Source organism: Mycobacterium sp. SM1 (genome assembly GCF_018361265.1).
Classification (GTDB): Bacteria; Actinomycetota; Actinomycetes; order Mycobacteriales; family Mycobacteriaceae; genus Mycobacterium.
Genome location: NZ_JAFLNH010000004.1, coordinates 379,835 through 394,298, shown reverse-complemented (window position 1 = coordinate 394,298; position 14,464 = coordinate 379,835). Strand labels below are relative to the sequence as shown.

The 14,464-nt window shown below is 62.1% G+C and carries 15 protein-coding genes and 2 pseudogenes; 4 read left to right on the top strand and 13 right to left on the bottom strand.

Translation table 11 applies throughout. The features are described 5' to 3' along the window. Positions 1-407: 407 nt before the first annotated feature. The gene (locus tag MSM1_RS18450) at positions 408-1,727 is read right to left on the bottom strand and encodes a PPE family protein (RefSeq protein ID WP_236056888.1); all 1,320 of its coding nucleotides are present in this window, start codon (positions 1,725-1,727) and stop codon (positions 408-410) included. A 155-nt stretch (positions 1,728-1,882) separates the two neighbouring features. Next, positions 1,883-3,040: a PPE family protein gene (locus MSM1_RS18445; protein WP_213445116.1), complete on the bottom strand. Its 1,158-nt coding sequence runs from the start codon at positions 3,038-3,040 to the stop codon at positions 1,883-1,885. A 647-nt stretch (positions 3,041-3,687) separates the two neighbouring features. Here MSM1_RS18445 and MSM1_RS18440 point away from each other — a divergent pair. Beyond that, positions 3,688-3,966, top strand: coding sequence for a DUF732 domain-containing protein (locus MSM1_RS18440; RefSeq protein WP_307857436.1), 279 nt, complete (start codon positions 3,688-3,690; stop codon positions 3,964-3,966). 77 nt (positions 3,967-4,043) lie between these two features. Next, entirely contained in the window at positions 4,044-4,376 is a 333-nt protein-coding gene (locus MSM1_RS18435; RefSeq protein WP_213445112.1) for a DUF732 domain-containing protein, read from the top strand. A gap of 57 nt (positions 4,377-4,433) precedes the next feature. On the opposite strand, the gene MSM1_RS18430 is transcribed toward MSM1_RS18435, so the two are convergent. Beyond that, positions 4,434-4,766 (bottom strand): DUF732 domain-containing protein, encoded by a 333-nt coding sequence (locus MSM1_RS18430; protein WP_213445110.1) that lies wholly within the window; start codon positions 4,764-4,766, stop codon positions 4,434-4,436. A gap of 213 nt (positions 4,767-4,979) precedes the next feature. Between MSM1_RS18430 and MSM1_RS18425 the strand changes: the two genes are divergently transcribed. After that, positions 4,980-5,384: a DUF732 domain-containing protein gene (locus MSM1_RS18425; RefSeq protein ID WP_213445107.1), complete on the top strand. Its 405-nt coding sequence runs from the start codon at positions 4,980-4,982 to the stop codon at positions 5,382-5,384. Positions 5,385-5,628: 244 nt separating this feature from the next. On the opposite strand, the pseudogene MSM1_RS18420 reads toward MSM1_RS18425, so the two are convergent. From MSM1_RS18420 to MSM1_RS23085, 4 genes and pseudogenes are all read right to left on the bottom strand, one after another. Next, positions 5,629-5,772, bottom strand: a pseudogene (locus tag MSM1_RS18420) (IS110 family transposase); the annotation flags it as partial. A 245-nt stretch (positions 5,773-6,017) separates the two neighbouring features. Beyond that, complete coding sequence (locus MSM1_RS23090) at positions 6,018-6,311, bottom strand: ankyrin repeat domain-containing protein (protein ID WP_374101741.1); 294 nt, start codon at positions 6,309-6,311, stop codon at positions 6,018-6,020. After that, positions 6,247-7,308: a glutaminase A gene (gene glsA / locus MSM1_RS18410; RefSeq protein WP_236056886.1), complete on the bottom strand. Its 1,062-nt coding sequence runs from the start codon at positions 7,306-7,308 to the stop codon at positions 6,247-6,249. Before glsA ends, MSM1_RS23090 begins: the two co-directional genes overlap by 65 nt. A 44-nt stretch (positions 7,309-7,352) precedes the next feature. After that, positions 7,353-7,649, bottom strand: a pseudogene (locus tag MSM1_RS23085) (hypothetical protein); the annotation flags it as partial. Between the two features lie 319 nt (positions 7,650-7,968). Here MSM1_RS23085 and MSM1_RS18405 point away from each other — a divergent pair. After that, positions 7,969-9,708 (top strand): IS1634 family transposase, encoded by a 1,740-nt coding sequence (locus MSM1_RS18405; RefSeq protein WP_213440569.1) that lies wholly within the window; start codon positions 7,969-7,971, stop codon positions 9,706-9,708. A 225-nt stretch (positions 9,709-9,933) separates the two neighbouring features. Here MSM1_RS18405 and MSM1_RS18400 read toward each other — a convergent pair whose 3' ends face one another. From MSM1_RS18400 to MSM1_RS18375, 6 genes are all read right to left on the bottom strand, one after another. Further along, positions 9,934-10,149, bottom strand: a complete 216-nt coding sequence (locus MSM1_RS18400; protein ID WP_213445100.1) for a hypothetical protein — start codon at positions 10,147-10,149, stop codon at positions 9,934-9,936. Positions 10,150-10,201: 52 nt separating this feature from the next. Further along, positions 10,202-11,872, bottom strand: coding sequence for an Nramp family divalent metal transporter (locus MSM1_RS18395; RefSeq protein ID WP_213445098.1), 1,671 nt, complete (start codon positions 11,870-11,872; stop codon positions 10,202-10,204). Between the two features lie 177 nt (positions 11,873-12,049). Continuing rightward, positions 12,050-12,343, bottom strand: coding sequence for a PRC-barrel domain-containing protein (locus MSM1_RS18390; RefSeq protein ID WP_213445096.1), 294 nt, complete (start codon positions 12,341-12,343; stop codon positions 12,050-12,052). Between the two features lie 80 nt (positions 12,344-12,423). Beyond that, positions 12,424-12,708 carry a WXG100 family type VII secretion target gene (locus MSM1_RS18385; protein ID WP_213445094.1) on the bottom strand — a complete coding sequence of 95 codons (285 nt, stop codon included), beginning with the start codon at positions 12,706-12,708 and terminating at the stop codon, positions 12,424-12,426. Between the two features lie 38 nt (positions 12,709-12,746). Further along, positions 12,747-13,043 (bottom strand): WXG100 family type VII secretion target, encoded by a 297-nt coding sequence (locus tag MSM1_RS18380; protein WP_213444167.1) that lies wholly within the window; start codon positions 13,041-13,043, stop codon positions 12,747-12,749. 136 nt (positions 13,044-13,179) lie between these two features. After that, entirely contained in the window at positions 13,180-14,448 is a 1,269-nt protein-coding gene (locus MSM1_RS18375; RefSeq protein ID WP_282100970.1) for a PPE family protein, read from the bottom strand. Positions 14,449-14,464 lie beyond the last annotated feature (16 nt).

Here is a 14,464-nt window from a genome sequence, read left to right as displayed (position 1 = left end):
GCTTGCGCAACAACAAAATCCTGGCTTGATAGTCTTTGATGAGTTATCGGGACAAACCAGCCACGCTGGTCAACTACTCATCTAAAACGACTTTGTCACAGTAATATTCGTGTGTAAGCTAAGCTATCTCATCCACTGGAGGTACCGCTATCTGTGATCTATGGGTTACCGCTCGATCATAGTGTCCTCCTCAATGTATTTGTGGTGTCATGACTTTCTACTGCATATCCTGTGTGGAGGTGGATCGTGCCTGGGCATCTGGCTATCGAGTGATTGAGCGCCCAGCCAGATCGCGTATACGCATGGCCCCAAACAAAATCACTGCAGTCGTGATCAAACGGTGTTGCTGCGATCCTTGCAGGCCCTCGCAAGCAATACGAAATGCACACGAGCCGTGGGAAGTTCATTTATCCCCAGGTCAGCTGGTTGGCGGCCAATTCCTCTTCCCATTGCGGAGGCAGCGGTAGCGGATCCGGTTCCGCACGTCTGCGTGTGGTGTAGCCCAAAGTGGACGCCAGCCAGGCACTCGGCGCTATCAAGGCAGCGGCCGGCCGCTCCACTTCCTTGTCCTGTTTCTCTTTCTGGCTCTTACCGTCGCGGTCATCGTCACTTCCGTCGCGGGAATCCGTTGCACGGGCCAGGGCACCTCTCCCGGAGATCGTGCCCATCATCGCTTCTTGCAACGCCATCCCTGGCGGCAGACCAACGGCGCTCGCTGCGCCGGTGCTGTCGGCGGCCGTAAGGGAAAGCGCTACCGGCTGTACCTCGGAGGCGGCCACCGCCCAGCTAGGTGGCACCGACAGCGCCCCGACGGAGGACGCTTCGCCCAGCCCGGCCGCCGGCGCAAGCGAGGCCGCCCTGCCCAGACCGCCAAACGACCCCGAAACGCCCGAGAGCGCCTCACGCGGGCCCAGCCCATCGAAGGTGAGATAGCCCGCAATCCCACCCCGAACGAGGATTTCCCGGTACCAACCGAAAAAGTTCGAGCCCGCCGTGTAACTGGCGGTAAACCAGCCAAACGAGTTAGACGCATTAGCCGCCGTCATGCCGGTATAGCCACCGAACAAGGTGTTCAATTCGCTCAGCCCCGGCAAGGCCAATTCGCTCGCCCCAGACAGCGCCGAGATGTCTGCCGGTGAGCCCAGCTGGTGCAGCACTGTGGCCGGCAAGGAGGCGGCCCGGGCATGGGTAGCAGTGCTAGCGGCCTGAGCGACCATGCCGGCCTGTGCGTCCAGCCCAGCCGGATCGGTAATGGGCGGTGGCTCGCGGAAGGGCGTTAGCGTGCTCGCCGGTAACGAGGTACCGGCATACTCGTACATTGCCGCGGCATCTTGCGCCCACATCTCGGCGTAGTGGGCTTCGGTGGCCATGATCGCGGGGGTGTTCTGTCCGAAGAAATTGGTTGCTACCAGCGCCGCCAGCAGCGCCCGGTTGGCGGCGATCACCGGTGGAGGCACGGTAGCGGCGAACGCGGCCTCGTAGGCCGCCGCCGCGGCTTTGGCCTGCAGCGCGGTCTGCTCGGCCAGCGCCGAACTGGTCTGCAGCCACTCCACGAAGGGGGTGGCGGCGCTCGCCATGGCCGCCGACGCAGGACCAGTCCAATTCATGCCGATCAGACCCGAGATCACTGAGGAGTAACCGGCCGCGGCTGACTCCAACTCGACAGCCAGCGTGTCCCACGCCGCCGCGGCCGCCAGCATCGGCCCCGCCCCGGGGCCGGTGTACATCCGCCCAGAGTTAATCTCTGGCGGAAGCAACGCGAAATCCATTGTCGTTTCTCGCTCTCTGTAGCTAGCTGCGCAAGTTCCGAACAAGCTCCCGGATCGAGCGGCACCGCCATTCAGCCCCCGGCCTACGGGCGACACGGCCCTGGTTTCCGTCGTCAGCCTCCAACGGGCGACCGGGGAATTACACTGCGGCGGCGTGAGAGTGCGCGGGCGGTGGCGCCGCCGAGGCCCCGCCCCGCCAATGTTCCTAGCATGGTCTCACCGAACGCTCCACCTGGGAAGCCTCCAGCGAGGGCCTGGGTAGCGGGCGCTGTGCTGATCGGCAGGGTGAAGGAGGCGGGAGTGATGGCCGAGGAAGGCAGCGCCCAAGTCGGCGGCACCGACAATGCGCCGATCTTGATGGCCTGGCCGACACCCGCGGCCATCCCCGAGCCGCCGAAGCTCAACGCCGCCGGTCCCACAAACGGCGGGTTGAGTGTTTCGAAGAGCCCTGCGGGGTTTTCTGCCATGAACGTGAAAAGACCAATCCCGTTGTTGACATTGCTGACGGCGTTGGCGGCATCGGCCCACCCGGCGGCGCCGTTACCAAACGTCTGCGAGCCGTAGCTCGCAGCGTTGTTGGCTGCGGTGCTCAGCGTGTTCGTCGCGTTCGACGACGCTCCCGACGTTCCCGACGCCGTGTCAAGATGTAGCAGCTGGGAAAGTATCGATTGGGTGTTGGTGCCGGCGGCACCGCCTGCGGCGTGGGCAACCGAGGCACTCTGGGTGGCCTGCGCTGCCGGGTTCGTGTTCTGCGCCGGTGGGCTAAAGGGCGCGAGGCTCGACGCGGCCACCGACGAGCGCGCGTAGGCATGCATCGCCGTAGCGTCTTGCGCCCACATCTGCGCGTACTGGCGCTCGGTCTCCCCTATCGCCGCGGTGTATTGCCCGAAATAATTGTGAGCGATCAGTGCGGCCAACAGGGAGCGGTTGGCCGCGATGACCGGCGGAGGTACGTGGGCAGCCAGCGCCGCCGAATAGGCGCTCGCGGCAGCCTTCGCCTGGCCGGCCGTCTGTTCGGCCTCGACTGCGGTGTTATGCAGCCAGGTCACATACGTTTCGGCGGCGGCGGCCATGGCAGTCGACGATGGGCCGGTCCACCGTGCGGCCGTCAATCCTGAGATCACCGAATCATATTGGGCCGCAGCGGAATGTAACTCCTCAGCCAGCGCATCCCAGGCCGCCGCCGCTGTCAGTAGCGACCCGGCTCCGGGACCGGCATAAATGCGCCCCGAGTTGATCTCTGGCGGCAACAAGCTGTAGTCAAGAAACATCTCGTCTCCTGTTCTCCTTGCTGCTGATATGCGCAGCCCCTTTTGATTCAGCTTTATTTAGCGCTACGCGTTGTCCTTTTTTCTATCCACCTAACCTTGCGTGTTGGGGTCGTGCGGCGCAGATTTCGTCAGTCAGGCCGCGCTCAGCTCGGCATGAGCAGCTGCGGCGGATCCGCGGACGCGCTGCAGCGGTGCCGACCATCCGGCTGCCCCGGGGGGCCACCGTTGCCACCACGCGTACATTCGGCGGACCATGTCTCGAGGTTTGGCAAGCTGGCACCGATTCATCAGCAGTCACGCCTCTCCCAGCGACCGTTGCCGGACCGGGCGCCATGCAAGCTCGCCACAGTGAACCGCAGGTTACAGCCGGATGGTCCAAACGTCGCACTTCAGGTGAACTGTTGGGTGCCACCGCCAATTCAGCTCATTACTGTGCTACCCGACCGACAACGTCGAAAGCCATGCTGCCGCGCAAATCTCATGCTGGCTCGGCCGCTGCGGCGGCCGGGCCAACGCTACGAAACCACCGATCAACATTCACGTGGACTTCATCTTTTAGCCAGCCGCGGTTCATCGTAGGCGCTGAGGCTGCCAAAGCTATGAGGTGTGCGAGATGGTTCTTGACGGCAGCCGGTGCTGTAACGGCGGTGAGCGTGGCCGCGCCGGTGCATGCCGATAACACTGACAGCGTGTTCCTCGATCAACTCGATCGCGCTGGTATCGAGTACGCAGATGCGCAGGACGCCATCTCTGTCGGCAAGGATGTCTGCGACTATCTGGCGGCGGGGAACCCGGTTAATACCGCCGTACGTGCCTTGAAGATAAGAAATCATCACTTGTCTCTGCATAACGCGGCTCAGTTCGTGGCAATCTCCGAGCAGACCTACTGCCCCAGCCAGCTGTCGGCTGGTGACATTGGCGGATAGTCGCCTAACGGTTCGATTGTGGTGAACAGCTATTCGGTGTTTTGCACCCGTAGCGACCAACTTGTTGTTGTTGTTTTATGGAGGAGAACATGGCAGTTGCTAAGCCGTTCTTGGCCGCCGCAGGTTTAGCCGCATTGATTGGCATTCCGGCGATCGCCAATGCCGACCCCGGTGACAGTGCGTTCTTAAGCTCGCTCGACCAGCTCGGTATCCAATATCCAAACCCCACCGACGCCATCACCAGCGCCAAAGAGGTGTGCGACTATCTCGCACAGGGCCACACCTCCAACCAGGCCGCCAGGGGGGTGAAAAATGCCAATCCCGACCTGTCCCTGACGAAGGCATCCCAATTCGTCGCGATGGCGCGAGCAACGTACTGTAACCAGCCCCAGACCGCCGGTGAGTCGTAACGCCGGCAAGCGAACAACCTCAAACCCGACCCTCTCCGCGAGTTCGATCAGGTTGGGCTAACCACCGCCGCCACCGCCCATGGGCGGCAGGGGACAATATGCGCCTCGCGCGAGGTCCACGAATTGGAGGGCTTGCAGCGGCGAAAGGTTGGGATTCTGTTCTGCGACCGCCTGCGCGGTCTCGTTGAGAGTGTGCCCCCCAGCCATATACGAGCAAACCGCTTTACCACTGGCAATGACTTGATCCGCATTCGGATACTCGATACCGACATCTTTGAGTGCCTGCAGAAAAGCATCGTCACGAGGATCATCATCGGCACGCGCAGCGCCAGCGACGCCAATCAAGGTGGCTGTGCAGACGGTAGCGAAAAACACTTTTACCACGTGCATCTGGACCACCACCTTGAGGTCGGAAAACGCTGTGCAATTGCTTGATTAAAAGCATAGAGCACGACCATGGTTTCGCCCGGCCAGGGGCCGCGTATGTCGGAACTGGGCAAGCACACCGTCACGCATAGCACCCGGTGCCGTAAACCACGGATGTGTCGAACAGAAAACTCCCATAGCGCTGTGCGCGCAACATTTTTCGGCCATAATGGGTCCATGAGGTTTGTGGTTGTGGTGTCAAGCGCGATTGCCGCGATAGGCGTGGCCGCGCCGGCGTATGCCGACCCTGACGGCGATGACGCGAGCTTCCTCGCAGCACTCAAGCAGGCTGGTATCACCTACGCAAGTCCAGATCGGGCCATCAGCGCCGGAAAAGCGGTTTGTGATCAGCTCAGCGATGGCGCGACGGCTCCAGACCTTGTCCACCAGCTAACCAGTGTCAACCCCGGGTTCACCGGCAACGGTGCCATCAAATTCGCCGGGATCGCCGCGAGTGTCTACTGTCCCGCGCAGCTGCAGTCCACCGACAGCGAGGGTCAAGATTCTCGTGGCACGAATCCCGGATCGGGGCCCGAGACCAGGCCATCGTTGCCCCCGAGCGGAGCCCGGCACTCGGCGTGAACGGGTTCGGCGGCTCGGCTTAACCGGGCAATCGGCGTGAAACCTACGTTGCGGCCCGCTGTTTGCCGATGTGTGGGAGATCGACATCGCCGCTGTGCCGAGGGCACCGTGCAGGTGGGGGTTACCCGGACAAGGACGCCGCGATTTGACCGTCCCGGTGAGCTGCTCGATGGCCACGGTGTGCTGGTCGATGAGGTCCAGGTCATGCGCGTAAAGCAATGTGTGATCGGCGCTCAACCGGTCCGGCGTCCTCGAGGGCCTTCTCCAAGCGCTGGATCTCGCGGGTGCGTTCCCCAGTGATGGCGGTGCGTGTGCGGGTCAGATCGCGTAGCAGCTGGATCGGTTCAGGTGCAACGAACGACCTTCCGATCAGGCCATGGGCGCCCAACGGTCAAGCCAGGCGTCGACCAAGCCCGGCAACACCGAGTCGACTACCCTCGCACAGCACCAACCCCACGGGGGAGACGCCATAAGTTGGGTGCTTTGCCACACCATCTCTGCGGTTAATTGAAAAGCATCTCACCCCGGCATCTCAACCCCTCTGACAGCGAAATCACGACTGCCCGCACAATATTGACGAGCCGGTTTGCTTGTCGAGGTATCCGGGCCGCAGACCACACCCGGCTGTTCTGGTCATGCCTCGAGAACAGATAGCGCGCCGGCCCCATCCACCGCGGGCTCCGCGCCGGAACCATGCGCCACCAGGTACTCAGCTATAGCAGTGTTGCTGGCCCGCTTGGCATCCGTGAGCGGCGTACCTCCCCAACGGTCGGTGGCATCCGGCCTCGCCCCACAGGACAGCAGGTATTTCACTGCAGCAAGGTGGCCTTCGGCTGCGGCAAGGTGCAGCGCCGTCCTACCGTCATAGTCGGCTTCGTTTGGGATCAGCCCCCGTTGCAAGGACTGCGCGCAGCTCGTCCACGTCACCTTGGCTTGCGGCGTATAGCAGCCGCATGGTCCCGCTGATCTCGGCTTCGTTCTTCTTCCGGCGCGGGTCGCGCTTGCCGCTGTCTCCGTCAACTATTAATGAGTCGAAGACGTGAAAATTGTATCGCGCGACGAACTCTTTGCAAAATGCCACTCCGCGCACTGAGTTGCCATGTTCATCGAGTCGAGGCGACCATATGCACACGCCCATAACCCCAGGAACAACAAGCATCAGACCGCCCGAAACACCACTTTTGGCTGGCAGACCGATGATGAACGCGAACTCGCCGGAGTAGTCGTACATACCGCAGGACGACATTAACGACAAACAATGGCGCACCGTGCCAGGTTTAAAGATGCGGTCATTCGTCAATGGGTTGATGCCCGCGTTGGCGAAAGTGGCTGCTGCGGCGGCCAAGGCCTGCGCATCGACTTCAATTGAGCAGCACTGGAAGTAAAATTCCAATATTTCCACAAGATCTGTGCCGTCGGGAAATGCGCTGTGTTCTCGCATGAAGTAGCCGAGCGCAAAATTGCGATCTGCTGTCCTGCGCTCAGATAGATACACAGAGTTATTAAACCCAACTCTGCTCGAGGCCGACAGTCGCCGCCATGTCTCGGCCACATAGTCAAACCGATCTGCGAGCTCATCATGAGGGCGCAATAGCGAACACGTCATGATTGCCCCGGAGTTGATCATAGGATTATGCGGCAGCCCATCGCCATTCAGCGACAGCTCATTGAAGGAGCGCCCGCTGGGCTCACGGCCAACATGGCGGTGAACGGTCGCAACACCGTGTTCCTCCAAGGCCAAGCTGTAGTTCACCGGCTTACAGATAGACTGCACACAAAACAGATCATGAGCATCTCCAATGGTAAACCTCTGGCCGTCAACCGTGCAGATCGCAACTCCGAACTTATCCGGATCAACCCGTTTGAGCTGGGGAATGTAGTCCGCCACGGTGCCACCCCTGTCTTCCCGAACGATGTCGTACATCTCGGAAACTCGCGTTCCAATCGCGGGAAATCGGGAATCGCGAGATCTCGACGCACCGCCCGCGAAATCAGCCCGCCGTAAGCTTCGCAGATTACGGCAAACTGCTCGGGCGTCAGCCAACCGCCGTCCCGATCGTGGCTATCAAAAATGTCCCGCACCCGAGGATCGTCTGTTCCGATCCCCGCCGTATTGATCCTGTGCATCAGGTCCGTCAACGCGATGCGCTGTTGAGCATCGGTTTTAAACGTGTGCGCAATGGAGCCGACCCCCTTGACACCGGTGCCACCGACACCACCGCGCTCACGAGACCAGTTCTCCGCCTGTGTGCACGACAACGACATGATCCTCGCCCCTTCAAATAAAGCTCGCGCTCTCCATGTACTAATTACTGCGCGCATGAACGACGCAGCGATCCCCATATAAATGAGGTGCCAGTACGCTCCGCATAATGAATCTCTCGCAAAGCATCAAGGGAGCCACCTAGCACGGTAATGGCCCTCTGGCCCGACTTCCGCAGTTCGTAGGCATATTTCGGGGTAGCGCGGAGCGATTGTGCTGGTAGGAGGCTTGCAGAGTCACCGAAACGGCGGATTCGTGTAGGCACACGAGTTCTGGCGTGTCGCTGGACTTCACCAGCGAATATGTGCTAGCAGTGTAGGGGTGTACCTGCGGGAGACGAAGCGGCGCAACCGCGACGGGTCGACGGTGTCGTATCTGCAGCTGGCGCACAGCGAACGCCATCCGGTCACCGGGGTGCCCTCGGCGAAGGTGATCCACAACTTCGGCCGCGCTGACACCGTGGACCGCGACGCGCTGGCCCGACTGGTCGCCTCGATCTCGCGGTTCCTCGACCCGGCACAGGCGATCGCGGCCGCGCACACCGGCGAGATCGAGATCTTGGACTCGCGCCGCTTCGGCGGGGCATGGGTGCTCGACCAACTCTGGGACCGGCTGGGTGTGGGCGCGGCGCTGCGCCGGGTCGCCGCGGACCGGCGCCTGGACGCCGCGACCGTGGAGCGGGTGCTGTTCGCGCTGGTGGCGCAGCGGGCGCTGGAACCGGGCAGCAAGCTGGGCGCCACACGGTGGGTCGCCGAACGGGTCGCGATCGCCGAGTGCCCCGGGTTTTCCGATGACGCGGCGTATCGGTCGATGGACTTTTTGCTCGCCGCGCTAGGCGAGATCGCCGCGCAGATCTTCGATTCGGTCGCGCACCTGCTCAACCTGGACGTCGACATCGTCTTCATCGACACCACCTCCACCTACTGGGAGGTCGATGTGCCCGACGAACTGGCCGACCTGGCCCCCGAACCCGAGGTCGACGACGGCACCGCGAAAGCGGTCGAGCGGGCCGCGCGCCGGTTCGGCAAGTCCAAGGACCACCGCGACGACCGGCCTCAGGTGGTGATCGCGATGGCGGTGACCCGCGACGGAATCCCGGTGCGCTGCTGGACCTTTCCCGGCAGTGAGAGCGATCAGCGGATCATCCGCACGGTCAAAGACGATCTGGGATCGTGGAATCTGCACCGGCTGGTGTGGGTGGCCGACGCCGGGTTTGCTTCCGCGGCCAACCGCGCCTATCTCACCCGCGGCGGCGGGCACTACATCCACGCCGAGAAGCTGCGCCACACCAACGCCGAGGCCGCCGACGCGCTGGCCCGCCCCGGCCGTTACCACGACGTGGCCGACAACCTGCGGGTCAAGGAGATTCGGGTGGCACCCGGCGGCGGCAACAACGAGGGGGTGCGTGCGGAGCGGTTCGTGGTGTGCCACAACCCGGATGCCGCCGACCGTGACGCAGCAGTGCGTGAGCGGCTCATCGAGCACCTCTCCGGGCTGATCGATGGCTCGGACGCCTGGCCGAAACGCAAGCGCGACGAGTTCGTCGGCTCCTTGAAGGGCAAGCCCGGGCTGCGCAGGCTGTTGCGGCGCACCAAGACCGGGCTGCTGCGCATCGACCGCGCCGCCGCCCAACGTGAAGCCCACTACGACGGCAAGTGGCTGCTGCGCACTTCCGACCTCACGCTTACCGCCGAGGATTTGGCCGCCGCCTACAAGCAGCTGCTCGCGGTGGAACGCGGCTGGCGCGACGCCAAGAGCTCGCTGGGGCTGCGCCCGGTCTACCACCACCGCGAGGACCGCATCCGCGCTCACGTCCAACTGTGTTGGCTGGCACTGCTTCTCATCCGCGTCGCAGAAACCCGCACCGGCGACACCTGGCGCAATCTGCGCCACGAACTCGACCGCATGCACCTGGTCACCTTCGCCACCGCCGACGGCCGCGTGGCGCAACGCTCCGCCCTCACCGGCGATCAGAAAACCATCCTCGCCGCGCTCGACCTACCCGAACCACCCAAGTACCTCGCCTTCACACCCGGCATCGACGCCGCCGTCGCCGACTGACGAACCCCGCCCGGATCGCTGGCGTCGTGTAGTAACACGACCCAAATCGGCTCATCCCACGTTTGCGCTAGTAAACGCCCAAATCCGGCGATCCGTGTGCCCACTATCTGCGGAAGTCAGGTCTGGGTTGCGCAGCCGATTAGGTCAAGTATCTACCGTAATTAATACCCTAGTACCGCGGCCCGTCGAATCTCAACGAAAGAGGTCTTTCGCGCCCAAGCGCCATTACGCATTTATTGCATAGCGATACACAGGATTGACGGCGACATCTTTGACCCGGTGTGTGACGACTGCCCACGCTGACGGCGAGTAGTGCGTCGCTACACGCTCAAATCCCTCTATCCGGGTGACTGTGATCATGCCGGTGTCGTGGTTGATGGAGATCTCATCCCCCTCGGTTGCACGGATCTCCTGTCCGTTAAGTAACCGGATGACGAACATGTTCTTACCTCCTTCTCGTTCTCGGCCAGGAGCAGCCTGGCTTCGGCAAGGGTCAAGAACTGGCTAATAGAGTCGCTTTGACAACCAATAACATAGCTCCGCCGATCAAATAGACACGCAATGCCAGCATGCCCACTCGGGTACCAAGTGACCACGTGACCGGCTCTAGCAACACCAACGGCGGCATCCGCCAGCTCCTTCGGTCAGGTACTGCCGGTGCGGTCGAAAATCGGTTAGTAGCTGGCGATTTAGATGGCCGCCAGTAGCTAAACACTTTCTGCGCCACGAAGATAACTGCACTGCAGCTGATCACAGCCACCGCAAGAATTTTTAGAATAGTACCGATGCCCATCGACGGGAAAACTGTGGTCATCATTAATATTCCTGATAGCAGCAACAATATGCCGACGATGATCCCCGCAACCACGTTGAGCCACGGCCGGTTCACCCACGGTCCCAACACCTCTCGGTCATTGCACAAAAGAAGCAGAAATACCGTGGCACTGGGCAGCAGCAAGCCAGCTAGCGCCTGCACACCCGTCGTTATCAGCCCGAGGGGGGCGCCCGGGATTAGCACGATCAGTGCGGCGAGCACAACCATCCCGGCATACGACAGATGGAACTGCTTGGCGTCCGAGCAGCTGCGGTGCAGGGAGTGCTTGATACCGAACACATCACCGAATGCGTAACTGGTAGACAGGGTAACCGCTGCCGCCCCAATGACGGAGGCGTCGAGAAGCACGATCGCGAAAATCGACCCTAAAGTGCTGTTGTCGTTGCCAAGCAGACGCGCAATCGTGCTGGCGTCGATGAAGCCGCCCCGGCTTCCACTAGCCCGAGCGGCCCAGTCACCGGTCATCATTAAGGCTGCCGCGCCGATCGTGACAATGAATGCCCCCACTACAGTATCGACGCGTTCGTAGCTGATGAACCGCGGCGTAATGCGCTTGTCGACGACGTTGGACTGCTGAAAGAACAGCTGCCACGGCGCAACCGTGGTGCCAACGATCGCTATGACCAGTAGCACCACGTCGGAAGTCGCGCCGTTAGTAATCCCTGGAAAAACAAAGGATTTCACCGCGTGCCCCCAATCAGGATGGGACATGAGCACCATCGGGATCTGTACCAGCATGATGGCAATAAAAAGAAGCATCGCACGCTCCCAGCGACGGAAACTGCCACTGATCATGATCGCGATCAACGCGATCACGGCCAGTGGCACAGCCACATACTTGGACATACCCATGTACTCTGCCGCCAACGTGACACCGATGAATTCGGTGACAAGGGTGAGGAAGTTCAGTAGGAACAAGTCACCGACGGAGAACCAACCCCAGCCCCGGCCGAATCGTTCGTTGATCAGTCGTGCGTGCCCTACCCCGGTGACGGCGCCGAGTCGGACCACCATCTCCTGGTTCACGATCAACACCGGAATCAAGAACAGCAGCACCCACAGCAAGCTATAGCCATAATCATGGCCTGCTTGCGCGTACGTCGCGACGCCACCCGCGTCGTTGTCACCAACCATGACGATCAAGCCGGGACCGATGATGGCTAACATGGTCGCCACGCGGGCCTTAACGGTGCGCGGACGTTCGCTGTCGCCGAGTCTGATCCGACCCAGGGCGCCCTCGATATCACCGACATGAGCGCTGTCGAGGACTGCGGTCTGTGACCGAGCGACCGCCGCGCGGCCGGGCTGGGATTCTTCAAGCAGAGTCACAGCGACGCGCTCCTTTCCTTGCGGGTAGCAATCACATATCTGAATGCCGAAGACGGTCCCGATAGCAAAGCGATCATTGACACCTCACACGCGAATCGGTGGACTCCTTGACCACGCGGACCACGCAGCTGTAAATGCTCGTGCCCAAGGTGGTTGAGGGCTCGATGATTGCCGGTTTCAGCGTGGCAACTCACGCAGAAGCTCATCCAAGGGCAAACGATGGGCCAGGATCACCCGATCCGGCCCGAACCGCCGGATCGATGCGCTGGCGACAAAAAGCCGTCCGCTCCCAACGCCCGCCACGATCCCTGCCAGCACCGGACAGACGTCTTTGTGACGTAGTCGCGCGACGACGTCGTCGACCGTTCCAATCACCTCACCGGATGTCGTCACAACCGGGGACAGCAACAACTCAGAGAGATGGATGAGCGGTGGACCGGCGCCGGCATCGCGGAGTTCGGTTGCTGCCATGCTGATAATGTCCCTTCTCGACACCCAAATGGGCATTGGTCATAGCCAAGAGCAGCCGCCATTGCTGTTTGCCCACCGCGTCAGGCCCAGCTGGAGCCGACGGCGGCGTCGGTGTCGGCCATGTTGGCGCCGGCGGTTTGCACCTTGGCGCCATGGGCGTTGGCCTGCTCGTAGATCACCTGAAAATTGCGGCCCAACTCGGCGATGAACTGCTGGCAGGCCGTCGAGCCCGCCCCACCCCAAAAGTCCCCGGCGGCCAGCACATCACGAACAATGGCCTGATGCTCGGCCGCCAGCGCCATCGCCTGGGCGCGAATCGTGGCCCCGTGGGCGTCCACATCCCCGAACTGGTAGTTAATCGTCATGGTGTTCTCCTGAAAGTCGTGTAGAGGTCTTGGCTCCGCTAGCTGCTCAGCAGGTGCTGGGAGGCCTGCTCTTGGGCCTCATAGTTGTTGGCGTCACGGATCAGCCCGTCACGCACCCCGTGCAACATGGTCACGATGTTGCGAAACGCCTGATGCATCTGGGCCATGGTGTCATAGGAGGTGGCCTGCGCGGCCCCGCTCCAGCCCGCCCCGGCGATGTTTTGGCTAGACGCCCACATCCTGCGGGCCTCGTCCTCCACCGTTTGGGCGTGCACATCAAAACGGCCCGCCATCGCCCGCATCTGATGCGGATCGGTCATAAAACGCGTCGGCATGGTTTGCCTCCTTATTGGTGTAGCAGGGATGTTGCAACAAGTAGATAGTCGTGGATTTCCTTTGTCCGCGAAGATCCTTCGAAGTCTGTGTTGCCCGCCAAATCACGTTGGGGTGCAAAGGCGTCTTTTCAGCTCGTTATCCCGCCGCCGGCGGCCGGGCCATCACATTGGGCCGAAATCCGTACATGGGAACCTCTTCCGCTTCGTGATTGGCCACACCCCCTATTCCACCGAGGGGTGTCCCGGGCATGCCCATCGACTCGGACGGCGACACTAGCGGCGTGGCACCCAGAGCGGCGCCAAGGCTGCTGCCCACCGATCGAGTCTGATCGAAAGACGCTGCGGCCGACGCCCAGCTGTGCGGCACCGATAACGCACCCAGGGACCCCGCGTGACCCATCTCGGCCGAAATCGCACCAAGGCTCGGAAGCCCCGCGGCCCGAAGCGCGCCCGTCGCCGGGCCGATACCCAGTCCGGCGGCGAAATCCTCCACCAACCCACCGCCATGCGCCATCGCCAGGGCGGGAAACAAATAGGAGAAACACGTCACCGAGTCGATCATCGCCGTGGGATTTGTTAGCCCACTTGTGGTGAGCGCGTTGCTGAAGTTGGACACCGAGGCATCGTTGAGGAAGCTACCCAACAACGATCCGTCGGACCCGTCTAGGTAGTTGAGGATTCCGGCCAGTCCAGTCGTGGCGGTGTTCGAGTTGGGGGCGGTGATTCCCCCTAGTAGTGATGTCAGCTCTGAGCTCGTGGTGGCGTTGGCGGCGGTTGAGTTGGTGGCGGCTTGGGTGGCCGTCGCTGTCGCGTTGGTGGCCGTTGCGCCGGTGGTGGCTTGGGTGACCGCGGCGGCTTGGTTGGCCGCCGCGGTCGCATTGGTGATGTGCGGCGGTGTGGTGAACGGGCTGAGCTGGGTGGCGGCCGCCGAGCTGCCGGCATAGCCATACATTGCCGCGGCGTCTTGGGCCCACATCTCCCCGTAGTGGGCTTCGGTGGCCGCGATCGCCGGGGTGTTTTGCCCCAAGATGTTGGTCGCCACCAGCGACGCCAGCTGAGCGCGGTTGGCCGCGATCACCGGCGGGGGCACCGTCATCGCCAACGCGGCGTGATAAGCGTCGGCCGCCGCCTGGGCCTGCGCTGCCGTCTGCTCAGCTTGCGCCGCAGTGGTATTCAACCACGCCACATACGGAGCGACCGCCGCCGCCATCGCTGCCGACGCCGGGCCACGCCAACTCCCGCTGGTCAGCCCGGAAATCACCGAATTGTAAGACTCTGCCGCCGACTGCATTTCAGCGGCCAGCTGATTCCAAGCAGCCGCAGCAGCCAGCATCGACGCCGATCCAGGACCGGAATACATTCTGGCCGAATTAACTTCCGGCGGCAACATCGCAAAATCCAGCATTGCGCTTCCTTCTCAT

Coding starts and splice junctions, on each gene's coding strand:
- MSM1_RS18450 (WP_236056888.1), bottom strand. CDS start 1,727: ATGTACACCGGCCCCGGGGCGGGGCCGATGCTGGCGGCCGCGGCGGCG.
- MSM1_RS18445 (WP_213445116.1), bottom strand. CDS start 3,040: ATGTTTCTTGACTACAGCTTGTTGCCGCCAGAGATCAACTCGGGGCGC.
- MSM1_RS18435 (WP_213445112.1), top strand. CDS start 4,044: ATGGAGGAGAACATGGCAGTTGCTAAGCCGTTCTTGGCCGCCGCAGGT.
- MSM1_RS18430 (WP_213445110.1), bottom strand. CDS start 4,766: ATGCACGTGGTAAAAGTGTTTTTCGCTACCGTCTGCACAGCCACCTTG.
- MSM1_RS18425 (WP_213445107.1), top strand. CDS start 4,980: ATGAGGTTTGTGGTTGTGGTGTCAAGCGCGATTGCCGCGATAGGCGTG.
- glsA (WP_236056886.1), bottom strand. CDS start 7,308: ATGTACGACATCGTTCGGGAAGACAGGGGTGGCACCGTGGCGGACTAC.
- MSM1_RS18400 (WP_213445100.1), bottom strand. CDS start 10,149: ATGTTCGTCATCCGGTTACTTAACGGACAGGAGATCCGTGCAACCGAG.
- MSM1_RS18390 (WP_213445096.1), bottom strand. CDS start 12,343: ATGGCAGCAACCGAACTCCGCGATGCCGGCGCCGGTCCACCGCTCATC.
- MSM1_RS18385 (WP_213445094.1), bottom strand. CDS start 12,708: ATGACGATTAACTACCAGTTCGGGGATGTGGACGCCCACGGGGCCACG.
- MSM1_RS18380 (WP_213444167.1), bottom strand. CDS start 13,043: ATGCCGACGCGTTTTATGACCGATCCGCATCAGATGCGGGCGATGGCG.
- MSM1_RS18375 (WP_282100970.1), bottom strand. CDS start 14,448: ATGCTGGATTTTGCGATGTTGCCGCCGGAAGTTAATTCGGCCAGAATG.